Origin of the sequence: Dysosmobacter welbionis, assembly GCF_005121165.3 — a bacterium.
GTDB classification, from domain to species: Bacteria; Bacillota; Clostridia; order Oscillospirales; family Oscillospiraceae; genus Oscillibacter; species Oscillibacter welbionis.
The window spans coordinates 1,326,785-1,352,042 of sequence record NZ_CP034413.3; the positions used below are offsets into that span (position 1 = coordinate 1,326,785).

Below are 25,258 nucleotides of genomic sequence, written 5' to 3' on the forward strand. Positions count from 1 at the left end.
GCCTCGGCCGCGCTGTCTGCTCGGATGTAAATCCCCACTTCAACTGCTCCGGTTTTAATCCCGGCAATCACCTTGCCTCGGCTCCCACGCAATTCCGAGGCGGTAATTTCCGCGAATACCGGCGCTGCTTCCGGCATCCGCCCCTCTTTCTGCCTGTTTTGGTTTTCGCTGTTTATGCCGTACAGCTCCCGCTCTCACCGCTGGTATATCTTTGGGCCGACACCGTGTTCCAAGCACCATTCACTTACTCGTCTCCCCCTGTTTCGGCAACCTTCTATCTGCTTCTTCCACGTTTCAAGCCGCGCCTCATGTCAGGCTGCTCTCATTGCCATTTGATTCACCTACTTCTGTTTATCCGTCCTTCTTTATTATATTGCGCCTGGGCAATCCGCTTTTCTATTTGGCACTTGTTTTTATGGCGCTTAGAAGCCGTAGCGATATCCACTTTTCTATCGTAATACAGAAAGCCCGGGCGGAAAAAATCTGCCCGGGCTTTCTGTCAAATTGATTTTTGAGTTCCTTACTCGTACCGGCTCCAGTCGGGAGCACGGTTCAGGTCGGTCCAGCTCTCATAGACCCGGTCCTTGGTGACAAAGTCGTGGGAGTTGGTGGCCTCCTGGATGGCTAGGTAGAACCAGTCGCTCTCGTGGCAGTCGGTCCAGGTGTTCATGCCGGAGAGCAGATCGTCCGTGTCCTCCGGCAGGCGGCACAGCACCCGGTTGATCATGGTCACCGCCTGGGCGCGGGAGATGTACTGGTCGGGCCGGAAGGAGTCGTCGCTGTATCCCTGGATCCAGCCCAGCGCCGCGGCGCGGCTGATCTCGTCCTCCGCCCAGTGGTCGGCGGTGTCCGTAAAGGTGGTGACGCCGGCGACGCCGCTGTCGTCGAACCGGGCGCAGATGGCCGCGAATTCGGCGCGGGTGATGTTAGCGTCGGGGTCGAACAGGCCGGAGTTGCGGCCGTTGATGACGCCCAGCCGGGCCATGGTGGAGATGGCCGTGTTGGCCCAGTAGTCCTCGTTCACATCCGGGAAGGCGTTGGACGTGGTGAGATTGTCGTCCCGCACATTCTCGTCCAGCAGGCGGAAGAAGATGGTGGCCACCTGGGCCCGGGTGATATTGGCGTTGGGCCGCACAGAGCCGTCAGAATAGCCCTGGATGTAGGCGTAGTGGTCGTCGCCGTTCAGCATGCCGGGCACGGAGGTCTCCGTCCAGCCGGCGAACAGCGTCACGGAGGAGGTCACCCGCAGAGTCTCATCCTCGTCCACCCGTATGGTCAGGCGGCTGTCCTTGTACCAACCGGTAAAACGGTAGCCGGGCCGGGTGGGGATGTGGGCGCCGTACTCCTCATCATCGTACACATTGAGGGAGAAGCTCCTTCCGTCTTCATCGATGGGGTCGAAGCGGGTGCCGCCATTGGAGTCGAACCTCAGATAGGGATCGCTGTCATGGCCGCCACCGTCTCCGGAGCTATCGCGGGCAAAGGTTGCAGAAATGGTGTGGTTTGCATTAACATCCGTAAATGTATAGCTATCGACTGCTCCTACGCTCTTTTCATCCACTTTCACATTGGCGATGGTATAGCCGCCGTTCGGCGTGATGGTGAAAATCTTGTCCGCACCCTCGGCCACAGCAACGCTGCCGCGGGGGCTGATGGAGCCGCCGTCACCGGCGGAGGCGGTGATAGTGAAGGTCTGCGCGTTCTCCTGCCAGACAACAGCGAAAGGAGAGAATCCGGAACGGTCCACATCAAATTCGATACCATTGGCGTCAAATTCAGCGGTTATAACCTCCGGCTCACAGGCTTCAATGGCATCCGTCACCTCGGCCTGACCGGCAATGCCATATTCCCGGTGCAGGCCCGGAAAGTGGATGACCTGTACATCCAGGTCATTTGCGTTATCCATTGTCACACCGTCGGGATATGGCAAATAGATTGTGGTGCCATAGCTGGCAGAAACCCAGGCGTTGCCGTTGTAGGCGTCCACCAGATCCAGGTAGTGAAAGTCGTAGCGGTAGGTTTTGCCATCGGACAACTCATTCAGAAGATCAGAATCCTCTGCCTTTTGTTCCAGCAGAGCCTGGCGGTCCGTGCCGTCATCATCAATCAGCAGCGAGTCATCCAGGAGTTGGATACCGGCGATATCCTCGATCTCAAAGTCTTCGTTATCGTTGGTGTAGAAAGACGGCTGATACACGGTTCCCCATGAGCTGGTTTGTGTCTTTGCAATCGCCTCGGCGTGGATCACAGCCTTGGTGGGCTCTGCGGTCAACAACACATATGTATTGGCGCCGTCCTGCGCTTCCTCAATATCCTGCGTATGGCGGACGATTAGTGTACCCGCACCGTCAAGGTTTACATTGTTGCCATTCACCCGAACGTCCTCATTGGTAAGTCCGTTCTTCCATTTGAGGGTAACTGTGTACACGCCCGGCTTGGAATCATCTGTGGCGACAGTGCCGTCCTCATAGGTATAGACCGCCTCAATGTTTTCAAGGAGCTGATCGAGCATGGTCTTGTCGTCCGTTGCCGGGATAGTCACACCCTTGATTTCCAAACTTGTAATGTCGCCGGTGTATTTTACGTCAACACTGCCATTGATGGTGAGCTTGGGGAAACCGCCGTCGTCATAGTTCTCCTCGCCCTGACCGCCGCCGGTGTAGATGGTGATGTCATCGGGGGCCAGGGTATACTCCTTGTTGTTGAAGAGCATCACCGCATACGGAGCACCTGCCGTCAGATCCTTCAAAGCGATGGGCACCTTCTCCGCATTCTCCACCTCTTCGACCGCCACTTCAGCCCCATCAATGGGTGAACCGTCCGGATTGACCTGTACATAGGCCACATAGAGGTCGGTCTTCTTAGGGGAGGAAGTAGGATCGAGCTCGAAGCTGTACTCAGTCGCAGACGGCTGAACCCACAGGGCGCTGCTGCCCACGGGGGTCCAGTCGGCGTGCTCGTTAGCAACGCCAGCTTTCAGCGTGTTGACTGCCTCATTCGTGGCGCGGCCCAGGTTCACATCCGCATAGCCCTCAGGAAGTTCCACCTTCCCGGCGCTGACGTATATGGTACGGGGTTCCCCCATCACATCAGCGCTTACATGGGTGTACTCATATCCGGCGCCTTCCTCCGTTTCAGCAACAGCATAACCGCCGGAGGAGGAGATTTGTCTGCCACTCGATCCCTTATTGCCGGAAATGGTGCCGCCATTGATCTCGACGAGGGACTTCCCTGCAACGGTATGGTAGATACCATAGCTGCCGTTGTCGCAGATTTTGCCGCCGTTCATAATGAACCTGACACCCGTCCAGTCGGTCTTGCCGCTGATCTGGATACCGTAGCTCGAGTTGCGGGCAATCTCACCGCCGTTCATGGTGAGATTGGAGCTGTTGTTCACACGAACGGCAAGACCCTTGTTGTCCACAATATGGGCAGTCTCCTCAATCGTGGCGATGACACCGCCGCCACCCTGGTTGGCAAGATAAATCATGCCTTTAGAGGCGGTATTGTCGCGGATGGTGCCCGCAAATGTGTAGTGGGAGCCGTTATTGGAATAGATCAGGCCGCCCGCACTGCTGGAACTACAGTTTTCAATCACGCTGTTCGGGCCAAATGTGATCTGGCCGTACCAGGACCGCAAAAGACTCGCCGAACCCGAAGCGCATTCTGAGATCGTACCGTTGAGGTACACCTCATGGCTGTAGTTGTTGTTGTCGAGGTCGTCAAAATAGAGCAGCTGGAAACCGTCCACATGAGAAATCTTAGATCCCGCTTTAGTGGTAAAGTTGCAAAATTGGGTCCAGATGGCGCAGTTATTGCCTGCGTTGGTGCCGGTCACATTGGTGATCTCTCCAGTGCTGGCAAGGGTAGCTTCACCGTGAGACCGCAGATGGACAGCAACACCGTTCTGCCCCTGCCAGGCCGCATCGGTACCATGAATATTTTGAATGGTGCCGCCGATGTTAGCGGTGCCGCCGTCTGCATAGAGTGCACGCCCATTCATCATGACACCTTTATCGCCGCCTATCGTGCCGCCGTTCATGGTCAAGATGCCGCCCTGGAGCCAGACCGCACCAGCGGGGCCAAAGCTGCCGGACGCACCTTTCTCACGTTCGTTTTCGGTTGTATCCAAAATGGCGCTGCCTTCTTCCATGATCAGCTCGCCACCGGACAGGCGCACGGCACTCATACCGCCGTAGTTGCGAAGTTCCGCACCATCCCCCAAAGTAATCGTACCCATACCGTTGTAAGTTGCGATTATGGCGTCTTGCACAATGCTTGTATTTGGGACCTCACTCCTGCTAACGGTGGTCTCCCCATCGCCTTCGGAATCGGCCTGCACAAAGTATTCACCTTCGTATTTGCCCATATCATCCAAAATGATGTGGGTCAAAATAAGAGACGAAACGGTCCCTTGTTCCGTTTCCCCGCCTACTTCGATCATCGCGGGGTTGTAGTGCTGTCTGGCGGGATCTGCGTTGGTATGAAAATTTTCTCCGCGGGAGAGCGTCACAGGATCAACACCATAGCTGGTGATGGTCAGCTCTTTCTCCCAGACCCATGCCATTTGGTTCATTTCCACATCTGACATGACATAAATCGTCGCACCATCCGGGGCTGCTTCCGCCGCCTTTGCCAAGGTGGCATATGGAGCGTCTGCTGTGCCAGTGCCGTCCGCATCATCGCCTGCTGCCGACACATACACCGCGTTCTCAGCCACAGGCTCTTCTACCACTGTCCCCGGATCCTCAGCAGGCTCTATGGGATCCAGCTCTCCCGCAGGCTCCGTGGGGGCCGTGGGATCCGGACCCTGAGGGGGATCTCCCGGAACCTCTGTCGGCTCATTTTCCTCTGGATCCCCTGAAGTCCCCGGCTCATTTGGCGCACTGGGGCCATCCGGTTCATCGGCGGTCCCACTTTCCACGGCCTCCTGTTTCCCGCCTTCCTCTGCGGGGTCTTTCCGCAAGTCCGATCCATCCTGATTGATCGCAGGATCCGACTCGCCAGTCCCCTCCTCTGCCGCCAGTGTCGAAACCGGCAGCAGTGTCAGCAGCAGGCACAGCACCATCAAAGCTGATAAGATCCGTTTCTTCATCTCTTCTCCTCCTTTACACCTCTCGGCGAGAAAATATCTATCGCAAACATCCTTTTGGATGGAATTGCTCTCATTCTCCGTCCATCCGGCAGCCAACTGCTCCGTATCCAGAATCTGCTCATAGGCTTGCTCCGCCGGGAGCCGCACGTTCCGCTCGATCTCCGACCGGGTGGCCAGATACAACTTCCGCAGGCACCAGGGGTTGCACTTGGCCTCCTCCACCCGCTTGTCAGACGGCAGGTAGTGATAGAAGGCCCGCAGCTTGGCACCGTACATCTGCACCGTGTTCCGGCTCCTCCCCCGGCGGGAGAGTGTCTCCAGATAGGACCGGATCATCTCTGATGTGATGACAGCGCCAGTCTGCTCCCCAGTCTCTGGCAGCCTGGCTGCCTCCGCGCACTGCATATTCACACCCCCTGTCAACGGAATTCGCATTCCATCCCGCGCCCGACCAAGCTGGCGCAAGAAGCTCCGCAGAACAAGTGCGAAAAAAGCCCGTGCGGCTGGCACGGGCGTAAAAAATGGCGCAGGGACCAAGGCCGGACAAAATTTGACATTTTTCCGGCTTTTTTCTGCTGCCCAAAGCGGCAAAATCCCTTGCGGTTAGCTGTCCTTTGTGCTAAAATTTGTCTATTGATATGTAGGACGAACTATTTTTTCACGATCATTTGTGTCGGAATGCGAATTCCGTGATTAGGAGATCAGTCCCAGCCGGTCCAGCGTCCGCTGGTGTTCTGCGCCAGAGGTCACCAGGTAGATGCGGGTGGTCTCGATGCTGCTGTGGCCCAGCAGGTCCGCCAGCTTGACGATGTCCCGGCTGGTCCGGTAGAACACCATAGCAAACAGGTGCCGCAGATTGTGGGGGAACACCTTGCGCGGGTCCACCCCGGCGCGCCCGCACAGCCGCTTCATCTCCGCCCAGATCTGCCGGCGGCCCAGCTCTTTTCCGCTTTTGGTGCGAAAGATTGCACCGGAGGCGGTTTTTTGTTTTTGGGCGTATTGGAGCAGCTTCCGGCAGAGCTTTTCCGGCAATAGGATGGTGCGGATCTTGCCCTTGAGGGAGATCTCGGCCTTGCCCTGCCGGGCGGCCTCCACCGTGAGATACCGCACCTCGCTGACCCGGATGCCCGTGGCCCCCATGGCTTCCACCAGCAGGCCCAGCCGCTCCTGTCCCAGCCGGTGCGCCGTGTCCAGCAGGCGCTGGTACTCCGCCTTCGTCAGTTCCCGGCCGGCGTCCCGGAACAGTCGCCGCTGGACCCTCAGGAATTTCACCCGGCAGCCGCCGAGGCCCAGGAACTCCAGCAGGCTGTTCAGTGCGGAGAGCTTGGCGTTGATGCTGGCGGGGGCGTAGCCCCGCTCCACCAGATGAGCCTTCCACGCCGCGCTCAACCCTTTGCTGATCTCCCGCCCGTCCAGCCAGCGTGCGAAGGCCCGGATGTCCCGGAGATACTTCTCCATAGTGGCTTCGCTCTTCTCCTCCAGCCGGAGGTGGCGGGCAAATGCCTGGATTTGCAGGGGAGTCAGTCTGTCTTCGGTCATAAGATGCCTCCTTTTGTGATTTCACAACGATATTTTACCGGATGTGCAAATATAACAAGGCCCACAGCGGCAGCTGCCGCTGTGGGCCTTGTTATTTTAGTGCCGTAATCGTAAGATTTTCTCCAGTTCCAAAAAGCTATACGCGGATCTGCCAGTTTTTCTATGAAGGGACGCGCCTCCTCCCGTTTTACGGCGAACATGATACCAGAGGCCGTACCGGAAGTCGGTATGTAGAAAAACGTATATGCAAGTTCTTGATTCCGCAAAGGTTCTATCTTTCAATACCATCTCAAACGGCTCAGATAGTGCATGTCTGTATTCCTTCCGGAACAGCGGCATGGAATTCCATACCGCTGTCGTTCTAAAAATACTTCTCTTTTTCTGTCAGGGTCTCATTTCCGATGATATTCTCTAAACTGTCCCATTTTTAGCTGATAGCTTCGATTCCCGCCCCTGGTCACGATGGCCCCCTGAAATCAGATCATTCAGATAATCTCTTGTACAGGGCGGCTTCAGGCCAATAGACTCTGCAGTTTCCGATGCTTTGCTTCGGAATGATCGGCCAGGTATGTCATGATGGTCTCTTCCACCCTTACTCTTATCGCTGTTTTTCTTAAGGAAGAGCTCCAGCAGAGTCCACTCCGGCTCAAACCGCTCTGTGATTACAGGCGCCATACGTAAAAGATATTGCGATGCCACTGCCGGCATGTTCGCCGACATCAATGAGGCTGCATATTTTCAGTATCGTCCCATTGCGGGAATCGAAGACGCCACCGCTCTTTGCCTCATTGATTTCCATGCGAACACTACTGGGGTTCGCCATGGTGATGGCGTCCCATTCTTTGATGACCACTCCGAGTCCCGGCAGCTCGCTTCGGGAGCCCTTGATTCCCCTGAGAAACATACTGTCAAGGCCCGGCGGATGTTGCGCCGCAAAGGCAATGGCAATATCATACCGCAGAAATTTGAATCGTTTTTCCCGGTTCTATTGCAGAAAATCGCCGCACCGGACAGCGACAAAGCCGGAAAAGCCCCCGAAAACGCGGAATGCTTTTTCCTTTTGAGTGGAGCGATTGTTTCTTGACGGTTTCTTTTGTGAAAGGCTTTCAATTTTCACAGCTTCTTTCCAAGAATTCGGATATCTTTTCCACTTTTTATAGAATTCGTTGAAAATACTTTACAGGATACACGCTTTTTTGATATGATAAAAAAGTAACAAATCAGAAGTACTATGCTCATTTCTGGGAGCTCATCTCTACGCCGCATCAATCCCAGGATCGGAGGAAAATCGGATGAAAAAATTTTTAACAGCGATTTTAGTCGCAGCAGCTCTTTTCACAACTGTCGGCTGCAGCGGCCGGCCCGCCACGACAGCGGATGTTCTCCAGAGTTCCGCGGATGCGGAGGAAGGTTCGTCCCATGACAGCCAGGGCAGCCTCCGCACCGGCCTCTATGCGGTGGGCTCCCTATCCTCCAGCGCCAGTGCGGGAGAGGAGGACGGTCTGATCCAAACGGATGTGACGATCGTCGCCGTCACCGTGGATGAGACGGGCGTCATCACTGACTGCGTGATCGACGCCGTACAGGCAAAGGCAAATTTTGACAGCCAGGGCCAGCTCCTCACGGATCTCACCGTCCCGGTGCCCAGCAAAAATGAACTGGGCGCTGATTACGGCATGGGCAGCATCAGCGGCATCGGAAAAGAGTGGAACGAGCAGGCCCAGGCTCTGGCGGACTATGTAGTGGGCAAGACGGCCGATGAGGTGCTGGGCATTGCCGTGGATGAGGCCACCAAGCCCGCAGAGGCGGACCTGGCCTCCAGCGTCACCATCTCCATCGGCGGCTTCCAGAACGCCATCGCGGAGGCGGTGGACCGCGCCCAGCCGCTGGGCGCTCAGGCCGGAGATGAGCTGCGGCTGGTGACCAGCAATTCCATGGCCGCCGGCAATGCACCAGAGGGCGCCGCCGGCATGGTGGAGACCAATGTGAACATCGCCGCCGTGACCATGAACGGAGATGCCATCACCTCCTGCGTGATCGACGCCGTGCAGGCCCAGGTCAGCTTTGACGGCCAGGGACAGCTCCTCACGGATCTCTCCGCCCCGGTGCCCAGCAAGAATGACCGGGGAGCGGACTACGGCATGGGCGCCGTCAGCAGCATCGGCAAGGAGTGGAATGAACAGGCGGCGGCCTTTGCCGCCTATGTCACCGGCAAGACCCTGGACGAGGTGGCGGGCATCGCGGTGGATGAGGCCACCAAGCCCGCAGAGGCGGACCTGGCCTCCAGCGTCACCATCTCCATCGGCGGCTTCCAGGCCCTGCTGGAAAAACTCCGGTGAGGCTCCGGCTGCTGTCCCTGCTGCTCCCCTGCCTCCTTCTGACCGCCTGCGCCGCTCCGGAGGAGGTGGAGACGAGGCCCAAGCAATATCAGGCGACCTTTCTGGACGTGTTCGATACAGTGACCACGGTCATGGGCTATGCGGAGAGCCAGGAGGTCTTTACAGAGACGGCGGAGATGGCTCACGATCTGCTGCTGGAATACCACCAGCTCTACGACATTTACAACGACTATGAGGGGATCCACAACCTCAAGACCGTCAATGACCAGGCGGGGATCGCCCCGGTGACGGTGGATGCGCGGATCCTGGATCTGCTGCTCCTGTGCCGGGACCTGTATGCGGACAGCGGCGGCAAGGTGAATGCCGCCATGGGGAGCGTCCTTCTGCTGTGGCACGAGGCCCGTGAGGCGTCCGTCAACGACCCGGAGCATGCCTATCTCCCAGAGGAGGATGCTATCCAGGCCGCGTTGGAGCATACCTCCTTTGACAATGTCGTGCTGGATGAAGCGGCCTCCACGGTGTATCTGACGGACCCGGCACAGCGCCTGGACGTGGGGGCTGTCGCCAAGGGGTACGCCGCCGGTGCCGTGGCCGCCGCACTGCCGACGGGCATGGTACTGAGTTTGGGCGGCAACGTCTGCGTTACGGGCCCCAAACCCGACGGCAGCCCCTGGGTGATCGGCGTCCAGAACCCTGATGGGGACGACACGGAGTATGTCCAGCGCCTGGATATCACCAGCGGCGCGGTGGTCACCAGCGGGGACTATCAACGGTATTACACGGTGGACGGCGTCGCCTACCACCATATCATAGACCCGGATACCGGCTGGCCCGCCCGGCATTACCGGTCCGTGACGGTCATCTGCGCGGACTCGGGGCTGGCAGACGCCCTCTCCACGGCGGCATTCATCATGGATGAGGAGAGCGGCCGGATCCTGCTGGAGACGTATGGCGCAGAGGCGTTGTGGGTCTACGCAGACGGCTCCGCCTCCTGGACGGGGGGCTGTGACGCCTATTTTCATTCATAAACGGAACATGAGGAGAGGTGAGATCATATGCTGCGAAAGCAAACCTTCTGGGGTGGCGTCCACCCCGCGGGGCGCAAGGAGCTGTCCAGCGGAGCACCGCTGGAGGACTGCCCGCCGCCGCGGGAGGTGGTCATTCCGCTGCTCCAGCATATCGGAAAGCCCTGCACGCCCCTGGTAAAGGCCGGGGACCATGTGGACATGGGGCAGAAGATCGGTGACGGCGAGGGACTGTGCGTCCCTGTTCACGCCTCGGTGTCAGGCACCGTGAAGGCCGTGGAGCCCCGGAGCCACCCCAGCGGCCAGCCCCATCTGGCTGTGGTGATCGAGAACGACTTTCAGAACACCTACCACAGCGCGGTCCCGCCCTGCGCCGACACGGATGCCCTGGACGCCGACGCCTTGATCCGCCGCATTCGGGAGGCCGGGCTGGTGGGCATGGGCGGCGCCACGTTCCCCACCGATATCAAGGCGAACATCGGGAAGGTGGAGACCCTGATCGCCAACGCCTGTGAGTGTGAGCCCTATATCACGGCGGATGACGCCCTACTCTGCACGGATGCGGACCAGGCGATTCGCGGACTGCGGCTGCTGCGGCAGCTGCTGAAGCCCCGGCGGACAGTGATCGCCATTGAGGACAACAAGGAGCGGGCCGTTTCGATCCTGACGGACAAGCTGAAGCAGCAGGACGAGGTGGAACTGGTCGTGCTGCCCACCCGCTACCCCCAGGGGGCGGAGAAGCAGCTCATCCAGGCAGTCACCGGCCGCCAGGTCCCCTCCGGCGGATTTCCCAAGGATGTGGGGTGTGCGGTCTTCAACATCGCCACCTGCGCCAGCGTATGCCGGGCCGTGGCGGACGGGGAGCCCATCCTCCGCCGGATCGTCACGATCACCGGCCACGGGATCAAGGAGCCGAAAAACCTGATCGTCCCCATCGGGACGCCTTTCGCCCACGCTATCGAGGCGGCGGGCGGCCTGCAGGGGGATGTGTGGAAGGTCATCGCCGGAGGCCCCATGATGGGCCGTTCCCAGGCGGATCTCTCCACGCCGGTAATCAAGGGCACCAACGCCATTGTGGCGCTGACCAGCGCCGATGACCTGGAGTCTCCCCACCCCTCCTGCATCCGCTGCGGCAGGTGCGTGTCCGTCTGCCCGATGGGGCTCCAGCCGCTGTACCTCTATCGCTTCTCCCGCTGCCGGGATGTGGGAATGCTTCGGCAATACAGCATTCTGGACTGCGTGGAGTGCGGCTGCTGCGCCTACACTTGCCCGGGGAAGCTGCCCATCGTGGCGGCGATCCGGGAGGGAAAACAGCGGGTAAGGGAGGAACCATCATGAGGTTTGCCATGTCTTCATCCCCGCATATCCGCTGCGGCGACAACACCCGGCGGATCATGCTGGACGTTTTGATCGCGCTGCTGCCCACCCTCCTGGCGGGAACGATCTTCTTCGGGCTCCGCTGCCTGCTGCTTGCGGCGGTATCCATTGCGGCCGCAGGATTGGCCGAGGCGCTCTGGAACAAGCTTACCCGCCGGTACCAGACCGTGGAAGATCTCTCGGCCGCCGTCACGGGGCTGCTGCTGGCGCTGACGCTCCCGGCCACCGTGCCCTATTGGATGGCGGCGGTGGGTGCGGTGTTTGCCGTCATTGTAGTGAAGGCTGCCTTCGGTGGCCTGGGCCAGAACATTTTCAATCCCGCGCTAGCGGCCCGCGCCCTGCTGCTGTTGCTGTTTCCCGCGTCCATGACCCGTTTCGCGGCCCCTGGGGCATCCGTTCCCCTGGACCTGGGCTCCGCAGACGTGGTCACAGCCGCCACGCCCCTCCACAGCATGGTGATGCCCGCGCTGCCGGACGTCCCGCTTTCGGAGATGTTCCTGGGCAGCATCGGTGGGTGTATCGGTGAGGTCTCCGCGCTGGCGCTGCTGATCGGGGGCGGATATCTGGTGGTCCGCGGGGTCATCAAGCTGCGGATCCCCGTCAGCTATCTCGGAACGATGGCGGTCCTGAGCTTCGCCTTCGCACCGATGGAACCGCTTCGGTGGATGCTGTACAGTCTTCTGGGCGGCGGGGTCCTGCTGGGGGCCCTCTTCATGGCATCGGACTACGCCACCTCCCCCGCCACGCCCGGCGGGCAGGTGCTCTATGGGATCGGCTGCGGCGTGCTGACCGTGCTCTTCCGCTCCGTCGGTCTCTACCCGGAGGGCGTCACCTACGCGATTTTACTGATGAATGCCGCGTCCTGGCTGCTGGAGCGCTTCACGCCCACCCGCCTGTTCGGCGCGCCGCAACGGAAAGGAGGCCTTCGATGAAGGCAAAAGAGCTGCTTGTCAGTGCCGGTTCCCTGCTGCTTGCCGGCCTGATCCTGGTAGTGGCTGGGAATGCCGTGGCTCCCGCCGCGGCCGCAAACGCCGCAGCGGAGCAACAGGAGATGATGGAGACCCTGCTTCCCGGAAGCACGGTCTTCACCCCGGAAGAGGACACGGGGACCGATGCCAATATTACGGCCGTCTGGAAAGGGGAAGGCGGCTGGATCATAGAGACCACTGTGGACGGCTATGCCGGCCCCATCCGCCAGTGGACCGGTGTGGACAGCAATGGCCATGTAACAGGTCTGGTGGTCCGGGACATGGAGGAGACCTTCGGCCTGGGCCGGAACGCATTGACGGACATTGATTTTCTGGTGCAGTTCGTCGGCACCTCCGGAGAGGCGGAGGTGGGCGGTGGTGTGGACGCGATCACCGGCGCCACCGTCACCTCGCGGGCGGTTGCCCGTGGCGTCAGTTCCGCCTGCGCGTATGTCACCGGTGCAGATGTCAGCACGTCTGCGACAGAGTGGGGAGGTTGATGCTGCTTGAAAAAGATCATTGTATCGCCGCTGTGCACGGCGTCCATCTGCCTTTCCGTGACCTTGCTGGCAGCGGGTCTTGCCGCCCAGATTGCAGCGGCGCTGGTCCCCAACATCATCCTGCCCGCGCTGGACATTCCCACGCTGGCGGCCCTCTCTCTCCTCGCGCTGGTCCTGGAGGTGATCCTCTTTGGGGAGAACCACCGGTTTTGGGCAACCTCGCTGATCGTGGGCACTGTGGCGTTCGGCGTGCTCTCTCTGTGCGCCGGCAGTGTGCCGACGGTGCTGGACGCGCTGCGGGTCGGGATCCTGGGCGGCGCTGTGTTCCTGATCTGTGAGGTACTGCTCCACTCCATCCTGGACCGGATCTCCTCCGGTGCCGCGGGCAAGTACCCCAGGAGCATGGCTGTGGTGTCCGCGCTGCTGCTGTGGCTTGCTGCACAGATTCTGATGAGTATTGGGATTTAAAACTGCGGTCGGGGTTCCCATACGGCAGGGCAGCGAGCTGCGTGGATCGGTTCGCCGGTACAGTCCAGCTGTTCTGCAAGCCCGGACTATCCGTTCCGGTACCGGTTGTATGCGGAGCACCGGAAGGCCGAAGCCGCCTGAAAAACCCTCCATCGCTAAAAAACAAGGGCCTCCGGCAAGATGCCGGAGGCCTTTTTCATATCCCCGAGAACTGCCGTGAGCTGTGAAAACATCGGACCGCAGCGAAGGATTGGGCGGCAACGTGATCCCGCAAGCTGTGTGTTCTTGTCAATACCGTTGCAAACGCGGCTTTGACGCAAGCCGTTTCAGCTGCCGGCAGGCATTTGGGGATGGTAGTCCATTTTCCCGTGGAGACCCCACCGAGTCTTCCGCACCTCTGTCCCATTTACACAGGGATCACCGGCAAGCAGGGATTTCAATGCGCCTCCCCGGGTGGGGAAGGTCTCAGTGCTCCAGCAGGGTGAGTCGTTTCAGAATATGTCCGATGTCCGCAGGGATGCAGACAGACCGCCCCCGAATCTCCGGGGGAATATAGGACTCCTTCTGATTGATACAGGCATAGGCAGCGCTCCGGTTCTCCAGGGTCATCTTCCAGAAGGGATACTTGATGATGCCCGGGGTGTTGCCGCCCACCCCCAGCTCCAGGAACAGCAGCCGCCGTCCCCTGTGCCGCCGTAGGAAGTCCTCGTACCGCCGGGCGGCGGCATACCAGCCCGCATCCTGGACGAAGGTATCGTCGCACCGCAGGTTCATGGCCATGGGACGGCCGCACCTGGGGCAGCGTGGCACCAGCTCCGTGGGGATCCGCATGTCCCTCTGTTCTGCAAACATTTTGCGGACGGTCTCCTCGTTGTCATAGGTCTCCTGATGGCAGGGCTTGGAGCACTGCCACAGGCCATAGTCCCCTGGGTGTAGAACAGCCGCTGCTTGTCGAAGCCCGCCAGCTGGAACTGGTGGTCCACATTGGTGGTCAGGACAAAGTAGTCCTTGTCCTTTATCAGCTTCAGCAGATCGCCATATACAGGCTTCGGCGCCTTTTCATAGCGGTTTACCAGGATCTGCCGGCTCCACCAGGCCCAGTACTCCTCCAGGCTTTCAAAAGGATAGAATCCGCCGGAGTACATGTCCTGGATGTCGTACCTGGACTGAAAGTCGCTGAAATACCGCCGGAACCGTTCGCCGGAGTAGGTCATCCCCGCAGAGGCGGACAGACCCGCCCCCGCCCCGACCACCACTGCGTCCGCAGAGGCCAGGGCCCCCTTCAGCTGCTCAATCGGGTCCGAGGAGACGGCGGTAGATGGCTGCGTCCAGGTCTTTGAAAACATTGAAGATCACCCTTTCTACGGAAGTTGTCTGCTGCTCCAGAAATTCCCGGACCGTTCTCACGGCGATCTCGGCGGCCTCCTGGTTTGGAAAGTGGAACTCCCCGGTGGAGATGCAGCAGAAGGCCACACTGCGGAGACCATGCTCCGCGGCCAGCGCCAGGCAGGAGCGGTAGCAGGCGGCCAGCTCCCGCCGGTCCTTCCAGGTCACCCATCTGCCCACGATGGGCCCCACAGTGTGGAGCACATACCGGGCCGGCAGGTTATAGGCACGTGTCAGCTTGGCCCGGCCGGCGGGCTCAGGATGCCCCTGGGCCCGCATGATTTCTGCGCACGCGTCCCGGAGCTGGAGCCCCGCCGCCGAGTGGATGGCGTTGTCGATGCAGCCGTGGCAGGGGGCGAAGCAGCCCAGCAGAGCGGAATTATCTGCATCCACAATGGCGTCCGCCCGCAGCCGGGTGATGTCCCCCTGCCAGAGCACCAGGCGGGGATCTCCTGCAGTGGGAGGCAGGGCATCCCCGTTCACCACGCCCTTTTCCTCCCGCTCGGCGGAGAGCAGGGCATCCTGGACTTCCAGAAATTTGGGGGCCAGGGGCATGGGCGGCCGGACATTCATCAGGGAGCGGAGCAGCCGCCGCTGTGAGAATGCATCCACCGGAAATGCTTCCGCCTGCTCCCGGTACTGAGGCATTTCCGCCAGAAGGGTTTGATTCAAATATTGTACCTGTTCCCTGCGATCCATGGGTCTCCTCCAAAGGAAAGATTCATTGTACGGTCTGATACCGGAAATGCCAGAGCGGAGATCGGCACAGAGCCCGCTTCCCGGCACTTGCAGAGGGCGTCCCCTTCTGCGGGAAAGCGCAGGCTGCTTCACCCCTCGCTTTCTATTGTACGGCGGGATTCACCACTCGTAAAGTACGCACAATGCTGTGACATAGGCACCGGGAGGTAACCAAGGGGCTGCGGGGCTTTCCACGGGGCGAAATTTTTCATCGCCGCCCCATGGGAGCTTGACAATCGCTCTGCAGGTACCATAAAATATGGATGATATCAGAGGATTTGAAGTGATCGGTATACAGGAGGGACCTGCAGATGGCAGCCGCGGCAAAAGAACTTCCGGCCTGTCCGGTGGAAACCACGCTGACGCTGATCAGTGACAAGTGGAAGGTGCTCATTCTCCGGGATCTGATGCCGGGGACAAAGCGTTTTGGAGAATTGAAGAAGTCCATCGGCTCGGTCAGCCAGAAAGTGCTGACGGCCCAGCTCCGGGAGATGGAGCGGAGCGGCCTGCTGACCCGTACGGTCTATCCGGAGGTCCCGCCCCGCGTGGAATACACGCTGACCGACCTGGGGTACAGCCTGAAACCCATTCTGGACGCCATGAGGAACTGGGGCGAGGCGTATAAGGCCCAAAAACAGGGGTAGCCCTCCCTCAGCGTCAAGCCGCCTGCTTTGGCAGCCTTTGCGGGGCGGTCCCGAAAGAGCCCCGACCCAGCAAAAAACAGACTGCTCGTGCAGTCTGTTTTTTGGATCCCGCCGTCCCGCAGCGGCAGGGCCCGCAAGGGTGCAGGCTTCCTCAAAGGGGAAACGACTCCATTACCAGAGTCAGGAGCGGGATCGTCAGGATCGAACACAGGGTGGAGGCAAACGCGATCTGCGAGGCAAAGACGGCGTCGCAGTCATACTTGTCCGCCAGAATAGAGCCCGTGCTGCCGGCGGGCATCCCCGTCATCAGGATACAGACATTGGTCAGCGTCGTGTCCAGGTGGAGCGGTTTGAGCAGTACGCACAGCAGAAGCGGGTACAGGACCAGCCGCAGGCAGGTGTACCACAGAACAGGCTTTGAGAACATGGAGCGGATGGGGGCGTCCGCCAGGATTGTCCCGATGACGAACATGGAGACCGGGACGGTGCAGCTGCTGACCGAGGCGACGGCGCTGTCCAGGAAGCCCGGCAGGGACACCGGAGCGGCCATCAGGAGCAGCCCCGCGAAAACGGCGATGATGCAGGGGTGGCGGACCAGCTTGCGGAAGGCGTCCTTCCTGCTGACGCTGGTGAAGAGGGACAGCCCCGCCGTCCACATGGTGAAGCGGAGCGGGATCTGGAACATGGACGTGTAGATCACGCCCAGATCCCCAAACAGCAGGCGGGCCACCGGCAACCCCACAAAGCTGGAGTTGGAACAGATGATGCCGTAGGAGAGAACGCTCCTCTGCTCCCGAGGGTACTTTCGGAAGAGCAGCTTGCTGCCGTATATGGACATCAGCTGGATGACTGCGGAAAGTCCAACCGCCAGCAGGCAGTTCCGGGCGAAGCCGTCTGGGAACACCATCCCGCCTAAAAAGGACTCGACGATATTGCAGGGCAGGATCACATCGATCAGCAGGTCGGAGAGCATCTTCCGCCCCGCCGCGTCGATGATCTTCAGCTTTTTGATGAGTACGCCCGTCAGGATCAGAAGGAACATCGTCTCCTGCAGGGACAGCATCTCCCAGAAAAACTCCATCCGCACGCCTCCTGTCCGGTCCCCCGCAGGCCCCGGTCTGCATTGTTATTCATTATATACCACCCAGACGGGATTGCAAGCGCCGGACACTTCTGTGCTTTTGTCACAGAAATCCCGGTCGGCGTGTGGTATACTCTTTTTAAAAGAGCCGCCGGACGGCCCGGCTCCCGGTGCCGGGAGCCCCGCCGCAGCAGCGGCGCGGACAGAAAGGATGCGTATGATGGGATTCTTTGGATTTCTGCAGCGGCCGGACCTGGGACAGGGGCTGGAGCGGTTTGCCGCCACGCCGAACGCCCTGCTGCTGGACGTGCGCACACAGGAGGAATATGCGGACGGTCATATTCCGGAGAGCCGGAATCTGCCGCTGCAGACGTTGGGGCGGACAGAGCTTCTGCCCCCCGCCCGGGAGACGCCCCTCTTCGTCTACTGTCTCAGCGGCGTCAGGAGCCGTCAGGCGGCCGGCCTGCTGCGGCGCATGGGGTATACTGATGTGACGGATCTGGGCGGCATCTGCAACTATCGTGGAAAGGTGGTCAAGTGAGATGAAAGTCATCATTGTAGGCGGCGTGGCCGGAGGCGCCACCGCCGCGGCCCGGCTCCGCCGGCTGGACGAGACCGCGGAAATCGTGGTATTTGAGCGGTCCGGATATGTATCCTACGCCAACTGTGGTCTGCCCTATTACATCGGCGGCGTCATCACCGACAAAGAGGAGCTGACGCTTCAGACGCCGGAGAGCTTCTGGCAGCGTTTCCGGGTGGACATGCGGGTGCGCCACGAAGTCACAGCCATCCACCCGGCAGAGAAGACCGTGGACGTGCGGAATCTCGCTACCGGCGAGACCTTTACCGAATCCTATGACAAACTGGTCCTCTCCCCCGGTGCCCGGCCCACCCAGCCGGCGCTGCCCGGCGTAGGGATCGACCGCCTGTTCACCCTCCGCACGGTAGAGGACACCCTGAAGATCCGGGAATTCATCGAACAGCACCATCCCCGGTCCGCGGTGCTGGCCGGCGGCGGCTTCATCGGCGTGGAGCTGATGGAAAACCTGCGGGAGCTGGGCATCGACGTCACCGTGGTCCAGCGGCCCCGCCAGCTGCTGAATCCCCTGGACGCGGACATGGCCGCCTTCCTCCACGCCAAGCTGCGGCAAAAAGGGGTGCGGCTGCATCTGGGCTGCACTGTGGAGGGCTTTGCCGCCAACGGTGACCGGGTCAATGTGCTGCTGAAGAACGAGGCGCCCCTCACCGCCGACATGGTGGTGCTGGCCATCGGCGTCACGCCGGACACCGGCCTCGCCAAGGCGGCCGGGCTGGAGCTGGGGATCAAGGGCAGCATCCTGGTGAACGACCGGATGGAGACCTCCGCGCCGGACATCTACGCTGTGGGGGATGCGGTACAGGTGAAGCACTTCGTCACCGGGCAGGACACCCTCCTCTCCCTGGCGGGCCCCGCCAACAAGCAGGGGCGCATCGCGGCGGACAACATCTGCGGCGGAGACAGCCGGTATCCCGGCTCCCAGGGCAGCTCCGTCATCAAGGTATTCGATATGACCATCGCCACCACCGGCGTCAATGAGAAGACGGCAAAACAGGCGGGCATCGACTGCGACAAGGTCTACCTCTCCCCCATGAGTCACGCCGGATACTATCCCGGCGGCAAAGTCATGACCTTGAAGGTGGTGTTCGAGAAGGGCACATACCGCCTGCTGGGCGCGCAGATCGTGGGTTACGAGGGTGTGGACAAGCGGATCGACGTGCTGGCCACGGCCATCCATGCGGGACTCTCCGCCCTCCAGCTGAAGGATCTGGATCTGGCCTACGCGCCGCCCTACTCCTCCGCCAAGGATCCGGTGAACATGGCAGGCTTTATGATCGAGAACCTGTCCCATGGGCTGGTGGAGCAGTTCTTCCCGGAGGATGTGGACGCCCTGCCCCGGGACGGCAGTGTGACGCTGCTGGACGTGCGGACCCCCGGCGAGTACGCCGACGGCCACGCGGAGGGCTTTGTTAACCTCCCGGTGGATGACCTGCGGGAGCGGCTGCGGGAAGTCCCGGTAGGCAAGCCGGTGTACGTTATCTGCCAGAGCGGCCTGCGGAGCTATATCGCGTGCCGTATTCTGGCCCAGCAGGGGTTCAAATGCTATAACCTCTCCGGCGGCTGGCGGCTGTATGAGACGGTGGTGCGGGACCGGACCGCCGCACAGGAGGCCTGGCCCTGCGGGATGGAGAAGTAAACAGGAAAACGCAAGCCACCCGCTGCAAAGGCAGCGGGTGGCTTCATTCATGATTGATTTCGACGGAAAGGACATCTTGAGTAGCATCTTTCTGCGGGGCTGCACGACGCGCCGCCCGATCCTGCCGCAGGGCCGCCAGGATCCCCAAGGATATGATCCCGCACACATAGAGATACTGAAATCCCTCATCGCCGCCGCTGGAATCAAAAAAGTGGACAGAGGAAAAATCGTCATCCGGAAACACCAGAACACCGCAGTACCGTAGCAGTCCATAGATCATTCCTGCGGCCAGAAGGGCCAGCCCGATCAGAAGGCACACCCTGACGATCTGCCGAATTCGCGGCCCTTTCCGCTCCAGTCCCCAGCGGGCGGCGGCAAAGCAGAGAATGCCGCAGGGTAACGACAGCGGCAGATACGTCAGTGCTTCCACCAGAAACAGCTTCATATCGGCTCCCCCTTTTCCACTATGATACACACTCTTTGGCCGGAAGTCAACAATGCCCTCCGGCGCGGGGCGGAGGCAGCGAGTTCGCTTTCTGATGAAAAAACAGGACACCCAAAGCTGGGTGTCCTGTTTCACTCTGGAGCGGGCAACGAGGCTCGAGCTCGCTTCCCGGCATCCCGCGAATGGCTGACCGCCATTCGCAGGACCCCTGCCTCACCTCTGATCCAATCGCGCCTTCGGCGCGGGGCGGAGGCAGCGAGTTCGCTTTCTGATGAAAAAACAGAACACCCAAAATTGGGTGTCCTGTTTCACTCTGGAGCGGGCAACGAGGCTCGAACTCGCTACCTCCACCTTGGCAAGGTGGCGCTCTACCAGATGAGCTATGCCCGCGGAACAAGAGGTATTCTACCAGAGAAACACCCGCTTGTCAAGACTCTTCTGCAAGATTTTCCGAATTTTCTTCCGCAGCAGCCGCGGCGTCTCCGCCCATCACAAACTCGATCAGCCCCACCGGACCCTGTGCCGGATAATAGGAGATCGTCCAGGGCGGCGTCTCTGCCAGACCTCGCGCCTCCCGGAGCTGTGCCACCGTCTCCTCCACCCGGGCCTGGCCGTCCTCTCCCCAATAGCCGACCCGGACCGCCAGCTCCGTGCGGCCCTCGTCCAGCGCCGCCTCCAGCAGGGCGGACAGCGCCTCCGTACTGGTGGCGTTCACCACCGCCTGGATCTGCTCCGCCGTCCGGCGGTAGCTGACCTGGATGCTGATCTCATAGTACCCCCGCTGGGACCGGCTGGAGGCGGTGATATACTCCACGGCATAGGCGCCCATAGGCGTCTCCTGCTGGACCTCCGTAGTGGCCTGCTCCAGTGTGTCCGCCACCGTCAGATCGTCCTCGTAGTTGTAGAGGCGGACCGTGGCGCTCTCCGTGTGCTGGCCGATGAGGATCAGCAGGTCGTTCACGATGTCCTGGTAGTTCTCCGCCCGGAGAGTCCCGGCGGCCTCGCTCTCCCAGAACTTGCTGCTGTGGGGCTCCACGGTGGCATAGTTCCGCTCCAGCAGGGCGCTGCACCCCGTCAGGGACAGGCTGACGCACAGGAGCAGGGTGAGATGGCGCATCTTCACGGCTCGGCGCCTCCTTTCCGGTCAGAATGGCCCAGGGACGGGCAGGGGCGCGCTTACAGCCCCAGGTCCTCGTCCACCAGCAGGACCTCCGTCTCCATGCCCAGCATAGGCCCCCAGAGAGTCACCAAGGCGCGGCAGACCCGCTCAGGACTCCGGCAGTCGTAGCAGCGGTCCGCCTTCACGGCGCAGGGCGTCTTCTTCCCCAGCTGCCGGGCGCGCTGGGGTGCAGCCACGTTCCGGGCCCGGTACACCGCCGCCTCGTAGGTGGGGGCCAGCTTGTTCCGGCCGATGACAAAGTACACCTTCTCATGGCCGAACAGCGTAGCGGACACCCGGTTGCCGGTGCCGTCGATGTTGACGATCTCCCCCGACTCCGCCAGGCCATTGGCAGAGGACAGGTACACCTGGGTCTGCATGGCCGCCTTCCGGGCGGCGTTCGCCTCCTGCTTCCAGTGCCAGATGACGGTGTTGTGGGCCGCCAGCTTGTCGTACACCCCCAGAGCGTCCAGGGTGGCGGAGCCGCCGAAGCCCACGGTCTTGCCGTCGATGGCGCCGTCCAGGTAGGCCGCGGCCTCCGCCGCCGCCGCAAAGGTGCGTACGGTGTAGCCCCGGCGCTCCAGGGCCTGCTGAACCTTCGTGAAATCTGTCATGTCAAATTTCCTCCTTCTGATAATCCCCAAATCCCTCGCCCAGGATCTCATGGGCGTCGCACACGATGAAAAAAGCCTTCGGGTCGATCTCCCGCAGCATCCGCTTGATGGGCACGATCTCCCGCTGCCTGAAGGCCACCAGCAGTACCTGCTTCTCCGCGCCGGTGTATGCGCCTTTTCCCTGAAGCAGCGTCACGCCCCGGTTCATATCCAGCAGTCCCTGGACCGTCTCCTCCCACCGGTCGGTGATGATGTAGGCCACACGAGAGGTATCCCACCCGTACAGGATCATATCCATGACCTTGGACAGCAGATACATCTGAATCAAGCCATAAAGTGCCGCGTTGACGGTGCCGAACACCACTGCAGCCAGGATCACCACCACCATGTCCGGGATCATCACCAGCTTACCGATGGGCAGCCAGGGGAATTTCAGCTTCAGCAGCTTGCCGATGATATCCGTGCCGCCCGTCGTGGCCCCCTGGGAGAATACCAATCCCAGCCCTACCCCCATCCCGGCGCCGCCGTACAGGGTCGCCAGGATCGGGTCCATCGGGGGAAGGTATGCATCCATGCAATCACGTCAATGGCCAAGGAACTGACTGCCATGGCGTACAGGCTGCTCACCAGCAGGCGGCCTCCCAGCAGCCGCCAGCCCGCCAGAAACAGCGGCACATTGACAAGGATGGACAGCACTCCCACCGGCAGGACCGGCACCAGGGCGTTCACGATCTGGGCCAGACCCGTCACGCCGCCCATGGCGATCTGGTTGGGGGCTACGAACCAGTCAAATGCCAGGGCGTAGATCACTGCCCCCAGCGTGATGATACCGCAGCTCCTCACCTTCTGCGCCATAGATCTACTCCTTTTCTATCTGATTCAGTCCAGCAGATCCATCTGCCGCTCCTCGGAGTCCTCCTCCCGCAGCAGGGCGCCCGCCGCCGGGAGACTGCGCACCCGGTAGCGGCTCTGGTTGGTGATGGGCGTGTCCTCCAGCGCCTTCACCGTCTCCAGCTGGTACTTTGGCTTCAGGGTCATCACCGCCACCCCCTGGGTGGTGCGGGTGGTCTTGGGAGCCAGCAGAGCGGTGTGGAAAATCAGCGCCCGGGGCTCCGTGGAGTACACCGCCAGCTCGCAGTCTGTATCCAGCCTGCGGATACAGGCCAGGGGCGCCTTGTCGGAGTAGGCCCCCGTCAGCTTGCGGCGGTTGGAGGTGGTCTTGTAGGCGGTCAGGTCCACCCGGGCCGCCTTGCCGTTTGCAAAGAAGAACAGCAGGGCCCCGGCGTAGTCCGGTCCCGGCAGGACGGCGTAGATCACATTCTCGCCGCTGTCCATGGAGAGTTTCGCGGGCAGATAGTCCCCCAAGGCGCTGGCCTTGGTGTCTTCAAACTCGCTGAGGCGGGTCTTGTACACCTGGCACCGGTCCGTGAAGAACATGATCTCCGCGCCGTTGGTGGTCTCAAAGGTCTGGGACAATCCGTCCCCGTCCTTGTACTTCTGGTCCGCCGCCATTCGCAAAGAGGCGGGGGTGATCTTCTTGAAGTACCCCTCCCTGGAGAGGAACACATGGACGGAGTAGTCCTCCACCTGAGCCTCCTCCACATAGGTCTCGATCTCGTGGCTGTACACGATGGAGGTTCGGCGGGGCTCGCCGTATTTCCTGGCCGCCTCCGTCAGCTCGTCCACCAGGATCTGCTTCAGCCGCCGGGGGGAGTTCAGGGTGTCCTCCAGGTCGGCGATCTCGTCCTGGAGGGCGTCGGTCTCGTTGACACGCTTGAGGATATACTCCTTGTTGATGTTGCGGAGCTTGATCTCCGCCACGTACTCCGCCTGGATCTGGTCGATGCCGAAGCCGATCATCAGGTTGGGGATGACCTCGGCCTCCTCCTCTGTCTCCCGGATGATTTGGATGGCCTTATCGATGTCCAGCAGGATCCGCTTGAGGCCCTTTAAGAGGTGCAGCTTGTCCTGTTTCTTCTTCATCACGAAGTAGACCCGCCGCCGGACGGACCCGGTCCGCCAGGCAGTCCACTCCTCCAGGATCTGCCGCACCCCCAGCACCTTGGGAGTACCGGCGATCAGCACGTTGAAGTTGCAGGCAAAGGCGTCCTCCAGGGGTGTCAGCTTGTAGAGCTTGGTCATCAGCTTGTCCGGGTCCACGCCCCGCTTCAGGTCGATGGCCAGTTTCAGGCCGGAGAGGTCCGTCTCGTCCCGCATGTCGGCGATCTCTTTCGCCCGGCCCGCCTTGATGAGCTCCGCCACCTTGTCCAGGATGGCCTCCACGGTGGTGGAGTAGGGGATCTCGTAGATCTCGATGAGATTCTCCTCTTTGACGTAGCGGTACTTGGCCCGGACCCGGACGCTGCCCCGGCCGGTCTCATAGATCTCCCGGATGGTGTTCCGGTCGAAGATCAGCTCTCCGCCGGTGGGGAAATCCGGCGCCAGCAGGGTCTCCATCAGGTCGCAGTCCGGGTTCTTCAGATAGGCGATGGTGGTGTCGCAGACCTCCTTCAGATTGAACCCACAGAACTGGGAGGCCATGCCCACGGCGATGCCGCTGTTGGCGGACACCAGAATGTTGGGGAAGGTGGTGGGCAGCAGGGCCGGCTCCTTCATGGTGTTGTCGTAGTTGTCCACAAAGTCCACGGTGTCGCTGTCGATATCCCGGAACAGCTCGGCGCAGATGGGCGTCAGCTTGGCCTCTGTGTACCGGGGGGCGGCCCAGGCCATGTCCCGGGAGTAGACCTTGCCGAAGTTGCCTTTGGAATCCACAAAAGGCGTCAGCAGGGCGCCGTAGCCCCGGGAGAGGCGCACCATGGTGTCGTAGATGGCGGCGTCGCCGTGGGGGTTGAGGCGCATGGTCTGGCCCACGATGTTGGCGGACTTGGTCCGGGCTCCCGTCAGCAGACCCATCTTGTACATGGTGTACAGCAGCTTGCGGTGGGAGGGCTTGAACCCGTCGATCTCCGGAATGGCCCGGGAGACAATGACGCTCATGGCGTAGGGCATGTAGTTGGTCTCCAGCGTGTCGGTGATGGGCTGTTCCACCACCGCCGCGTGAAGGCCGATGACGTTGGACGCGTCTACCTTATGCTTGTTGTCGTCGGTTTTTTTCTTTTTGGGCAAGTGTAATCAGTCCTTATCTTGTATCCATTTCAAGGGGTTGTTGCGGATGTACTGGCGAACATTGGCTAGGTCCTCGTCATTGCGGATCACATGGTCATAAAAGCCCTTCTGCCAAAGAGAAATGCCCGCTTACTTGCTGGTGATCCGCTTCATCTGCTGGATGACGTTCGACAGCGGCGTAGGGGCGGCAATCTGCCGCTCGTCCGGCCCGATGTGCCGGAGTGCCAAAATCAAATGCACATGGTCCGGCATGATGATATATTGATCTACCGATATGCCGGGGTAGTGATCCGGGATCGCTCGGATGGTTTCATCCACGATCCGCCCCAGAGGTGTCAGGGAGATTCGAGGCGGGCGATTGATAATCGCCCCTACGGCGGGTTCGATGGAACACAGGACCTCCTGATTCCGCTCCCTGGTGCAGATGGTGATGAAATAAGATCCCGGCTGGCTGTAATCATAGGACTCCAGCCGCAGGCGCTTCCGCTGGGGGCGTTCCATGGCATCCTCTCCGCTATCC

Annotated in this window: 22 protein-coding genes, 1 tRNA gene and 1 pseudogene; 10 read left to right on the top strand and 14 right to left on the bottom strand. The window is 60.8% G+C overall.

The window, feature by feature from the left end:
- Positions 1 to 520: 520 nt before the first annotated feature.
- The 3 genes from EIO64_RS07035 to EIO64_RS07045 form a co-directional block, all read right to left on the bottom strand.
- Positions 521 to 5,500, bottom strand: coding sequence for an S-layer homology domain-containing protein (locus EIO64_RS07035; RefSeq protein ID WP_158629721.1), 4,980 nt, complete (start codon positions 5,498 to 5,500; stop codon positions 521 to 523).
- A 288-nt stretch (positions 5,501 to 5,788) separates the two neighbouring features.
- Complete coding sequence (locus EIO64_RS07040) at positions 5,789 to 6,634, bottom strand: tyrosine-type recombinase/integrase (protein ID WP_119311625.1); 846 nt, start codon at positions 6,632 to 6,634, stop codon at positions 5,789 to 5,791.
- Complete coding sequence (locus tag EIO64_RS07045) at positions 6,631 to 6,834, bottom strand: hypothetical protein (protein ID WP_207754070.1); 204 nt, start codon at positions 6,832 to 6,834, stop codon at positions 6,631 to 6,633. Before EIO64_RS07045 ends, EIO64_RS07040 begins: the two co-directional genes overlap by 4 nt.
- A 506-nt stretch (positions 6,835 to 7,340) precedes the next feature.
- Between EIO64_RS07045 and EIO64_RS07050 the strand changes: the two genes are divergently transcribed.
- The 7 genes from EIO64_RS07050 (at position 7,341) to EIO64_RS07080 (ending at position 13,311) form a co-directional block, all read left to right on the top strand.
- Positions 7,341 to 7,718 (top strand): hypothetical protein, encoded by a 378-nt coding sequence (locus tag EIO64_RS07050; protein WP_136891063.1) that lies wholly within the window; start codon positions 7,341 to 7,343, stop codon positions 7,716 to 7,718.
- 208 nt (positions 7,719 to 7,926) lie between these two features.
- The gene (locus EIO64_RS07055) at positions 7,927 to 8,973 is read left to right on the top strand and encodes a hypothetical protein (RefSeq protein ID WP_021747748.1); all 1,047 of its coding nucleotides are present in this window, start codon (positions 7,927 to 7,929) and stop codon (positions 8,971 to 8,973) included.
- Positions 8,970 to 10,001, top strand: a complete 1,032-nt coding sequence (locus EIO64_RS07060; RefSeq protein WP_136891064.1) for an FAD:protein FMN transferase — start codon at positions 8,970 to 8,972, stop codon at positions 9,999 to 10,001. The genes EIO64_RS07055 and EIO64_RS07060 overlap by 4 nt, the downstream gene beginning before the upstream one ends.
- 27 nt (positions 10,002 to 10,028) lie before the next feature.
- Positions 10,029 to 11,336, top strand: coding sequence for an electron transport complex subunit RsxC (gene rsxC, locus EIO64_RS07065; RefSeq protein ID WP_136891065.1), 1,308 nt, complete (start codon positions 10,029 to 10,031; stop codon positions 11,334 to 11,336).
- Between the two features lie 8 nt (positions 11,337 to 11,344).
- The gene (locus EIO64_RS07070; protein WP_249390835.1) at positions 11,345 to 12,307 is read left to right on the top strand and encodes an RnfABCDGE type electron transport complex subunit D; all 963 of its coding nucleotides are present in this window, start codon (positions 11,345 to 11,347) and stop codon (positions 12,305 to 12,307) included.
- Entirely contained in the window at positions 12,304 to 12,843 is a 540-nt protein-coding gene (locus EIO64_RS07075) for an FMN-binding protein (protein WP_021751592.1), read from the top strand. Before EIO64_RS07070 ends, EIO64_RS07075 begins: the two co-directional genes overlap by 4 nt.
- A gap of 6 nt (positions 12,844 to 12,849) precedes the next feature.
- The gene (locus EIO64_RS07080; protein WP_025544081.1) at positions 12,850 to 13,311 is read left to right on the top strand and encodes a hypothetical protein; all 462 of its coding nucleotides are present in this window, start codon (positions 12,850 to 12,852) and stop codon (positions 13,309 to 13,311) included.
- A gap of 465 nt (positions 13,312 to 13,776) precedes the next feature.
- Here the strand turns inward: EIO64_RS07080 and EIO64_RS07085 are convergent.
- Together EIO64_RS07085 and EIO64_RS07090 are read right to left on the bottom strand one after the other, a co-directional pair.
- Positions 13,777 to 14,657, bottom strand: a pseudogene (locus EIO64_RS07085) (SIR2 family NAD-dependent protein deacylase).
- A complete protein-coding gene (locus tag EIO64_RS07090) occupies positions 14,602 to 15,396 on the bottom strand; it encodes a protein-ADP-ribose hydrolase (RefSeq protein ID WP_025544080.1) in 795 nt (264 codons plus the stop codon). The pseudogene EIO64_RS07085 and the gene EIO64_RS07090 overlap by 56 nt, the downstream one beginning before the upstream one ends.
- Positions 15,397 to 15,746: 350 nt before the next feature.
- On the opposite strand from EIO64_RS07090, the gene EIO64_RS07095 reads away from it, so the two are divergent.
- Positions 15,747 to 16,079: a winged helix-turn-helix transcriptional regulator gene (locus EIO64_RS07095; RefSeq protein WP_021747739.1), complete on the top strand. Its 333-nt coding sequence runs from the start codon at positions 15,747 to 15,749 to the stop codon at positions 16,077 to 16,079.
- Between the two features lie 151 nt (positions 16,080 to 16,230).
- On the opposite strand, the gene EIO64_RS07100 is transcribed toward EIO64_RS07095, so the two are convergent.
- Entirely contained in the window at positions 16,231 to 17,160 is a 930-nt protein-coding gene (locus tag EIO64_RS07100) for an AEC family transporter (RefSeq protein WP_021747738.1), read from the bottom strand.
- Positions 17,161 to 17,377: 217 nt separating this feature from the next.
- Here EIO64_RS07100 and EIO64_RS07105 point away from each other — a divergent pair, with 217 nt between their 5' ends.
- Positions 17,378 to 17,701, top strand: coding sequence for a rhodanese-like domain-containing protein (locus EIO64_RS07105; protein WP_394802903.1), 324 nt, complete (start codon positions 17,378 to 17,380; stop codon positions 17,699 to 17,701).
- Between the two features lies 1 nt (position 17,702).
- On the top strand, positions 17,703 to 19,394 hold the full coding sequence (locus EIO64_RS07110) for an FAD-dependent oxidoreductase (protein ID WP_136891067.1): 1,692 nt from the start codon (positions 17,703 to 17,705) through the stop codon (positions 19,392 to 19,394).
- A gap of 43 nt (positions 19,395 to 19,437) precedes the next feature.
- Here the strand turns inward: EIO64_RS07110 and EIO64_RS07115 are convergent, their stop codons facing one another.
- The 8 genes from EIO64_RS07115 to EIO64_RS07150 all read right to left on the bottom strand — a co-directional run bounded on the left by EIO64_RS07115 (position 19,438) and on the right by EIO64_RS07150 (position 25,239).
- Positions 19,438 to 19,839 carry a hypothetical protein gene (locus EIO64_RS07115; RefSeq protein WP_136891068.1) on the bottom strand — a complete coding sequence of 134 codons (402 nt, stop codon included), beginning with the start codon at positions 19,837 to 19,839 and terminating at the stop codon, positions 19,438 to 19,440.
- Positions 19,840 to 20,153: 314 nt separating this feature from the next.
- Positions 20,154 to 20,229, bottom strand: a tRNA-Gly gene (locus tag EIO64_RS07120).
- Between the two features lie 37 nt (positions 20,230 to 20,266).
- A complete protein-coding gene (locus EIO64_RS07125; RefSeq protein WP_249390896.1) occupies positions 20,267 to 20,956 on the bottom strand; it encodes a hypothetical protein in 690 nt (229 codons plus the stop codon).
- A gap of 59 nt (positions 20,957 to 21,015) precedes the next feature.
- On the bottom strand, positions 21,016 to 21,612 hold the full coding sequence (locus tag EIO64_RS07130) for an LUD domain-containing protein (RefSeq protein ID WP_021747732.1): 597 nt from the start codon (positions 21,610 to 21,612) through the stop codon (positions 21,016 to 21,018).
- Between the two features lies 1 nt (position 21,613).
- A complete protein-coding gene (locus EIO64_RS18750; protein WP_283251956.1) occupies positions 21,614 to 22,165 on the bottom strand; it encodes a YitT family protein in 552 nt (183 codons plus the stop codon).
- Complete coding sequence (locus tag EIO64_RS18755) at positions 22,117 to 22,467, bottom strand: YitT family protein (protein ID WP_283251957.1); 351 nt, start codon at positions 22,465 to 22,467, stop codon at positions 22,117 to 22,119. Before EIO64_RS18755 ends, EIO64_RS18750 begins: the two co-directional genes overlap by 49 nt.
- A gap of 24 nt (positions 22,468 to 22,491) precedes the next feature.
- A complete protein-coding gene (locus tag EIO64_RS07145) occupies positions 22,492 to 24,738 on the bottom strand; it encodes a DNA gyrase subunit A (protein WP_119311633.1) in 2,247 nt (748 codons plus the stop codon).
- 129 nt (positions 24,739 to 24,867) lie between these two features.
- The gene (locus EIO64_RS07150; protein WP_249390836.1) at positions 24,868 to 25,239 is read right to left on the bottom strand and encodes a transposase; all 372 of its coding nucleotides are present in this window, start codon (positions 25,237 to 25,239) and stop codon (positions 24,868 to 24,870) included.
- Between the last annotated feature and the right edge of the window lie 19 nt (positions 25,240 to 25,258).

Excerpts from the sequence above, each read along its gene's own strand:
- EIO64_RS18750 (WP_283251956.1), bottom strand. The coding sequence starts at position 22,165 with ATGGACCCGATCCTGGCGACCCTGTACGGCGGCGCCGGGATGGGGGTA.
- EIO64_RS07115 (WP_136891068.1), bottom strand. The coding sequence starts at position 19,839 with ATGAAGCTGTTTCTGGTGGAAGCACTGACGTATCTGCCGCTGTCGTTA.
- EIO64_RS07095 (WP_021747739.1), top strand. The coding sequence starts at position 15,747 with ATGGCAGCCGCGGCAAAAGAACTTCCGGCCTGTCCGGTGGAAACCACG.
- EIO64_RS07090 (WP_025544080.1), bottom strand. The coding sequence starts at position 15,396 with ATGGATCGCAGGGAACAGGTACAATATTTGAATCAAACCCTTCTGGCG.
- EIO64_RS07075 (WP_021751592.1), top strand. The coding sequence starts at position 12,304 with ATGAAGGCAAAAGAGCTGCTTGTCAGTGCCGGTTCCCTGCTGCTTGCC.
- EIO64_RS07035 (WP_158629721.1), bottom strand. The coding sequence starts at position 5,500 with ATGCAGTGCGCGGAGGCAGCCAGGCTGCCAGAGACTGGGGAGCAGACT.
- EIO64_RS07055 (WP_021747748.1), top strand. The coding sequence starts at position 7,927 with ATGAAAAAATTTTTAACAGCGATTTTAGTCGCAGCAGCTCTTTTCACA.
- rsxC (WP_136891065.1), top strand. The coding sequence starts at position 10,029 with ATGCTGCGAAAGCAAACCTTCTGGGGTGGCGTCCACCCCGCGGGGCGC.
- EIO64_RS07150 (WP_249390836.1), bottom strand. The coding sequence starts at position 25,239 with ATGGAACGCCCCCAGCGGAAGCGCCTGCGGCTGGAGTCCTATGATTAC.
- EIO64_RS07100 (WP_021747738.1), bottom strand. The coding sequence starts at position 17,160 with ATGGAGTTTTTCTGGGAGATGCTGTCCCTGCAGGAGACGATGTTCCTT.
- EIO64_RS07070 (WP_249390835.1), top strand. The coding sequence starts at position 11,345 with ATGTCTTCATCCCCGCATATCCGCTGCGGCGACAACACCCGGCGGATC.
- EIO64_RS07045 (WP_207754070.1), bottom strand. The coding sequence starts at position 6,834 with ATGTTCGCCGTAAAACGGGAGGAGGCGCGTCCCTTCATAGAAAAACTG.
- EIO64_RS07110 (WP_136891067.1), top strand. The coding sequence starts at position 17,703 with ATGAAAGTCATCATTGTAGGCGGCGTGGCCGGAGGCGCCACCGCCGCG.
- EIO64_RS07050 (WP_136891063.1), top strand. The coding sequence starts at position 7,341 with ATGTTCGCCGACATCAATGAGGCTGCATATTTTCAGTATCGTCCCATT.
- EIO64_RS18755 (WP_283251957.1), bottom strand. The coding sequence starts at position 22,467 with ATGGCGCAGAAGGTGAGGAGCTGCGGTATCATCACGCTGGGGGCAGTG.
- EIO64_RS07130 (WP_021747732.1), bottom strand. The coding sequence starts at position 21,612 with ATGACAGATTTCACGAAGGTTCAGCAGGCCCTGGAGCGCCGGGGCTAC.
- EIO64_RS07105 (WP_394802903.1), top strand. The coding sequence starts at position 17,378 with ATGATGGGATTCTTTGGATTTCTGCAGCGGCCGGACCTGGGACAGGGG.
- EIO64_RS07040 (WP_119311625.1), bottom strand. The coding sequence starts at position 6,634 with ATGACCGAAGACAGACTGACTCCCCTGCAAATCCAGGCATTTGCCCGC.
- EIO64_RS07125 (WP_249390896.1), bottom strand. The coding sequence starts at position 20,956 with ATGCGCCATCTCACCCTGCTCCTGTGCGTCAGCCTGTCCCTGACGGGG.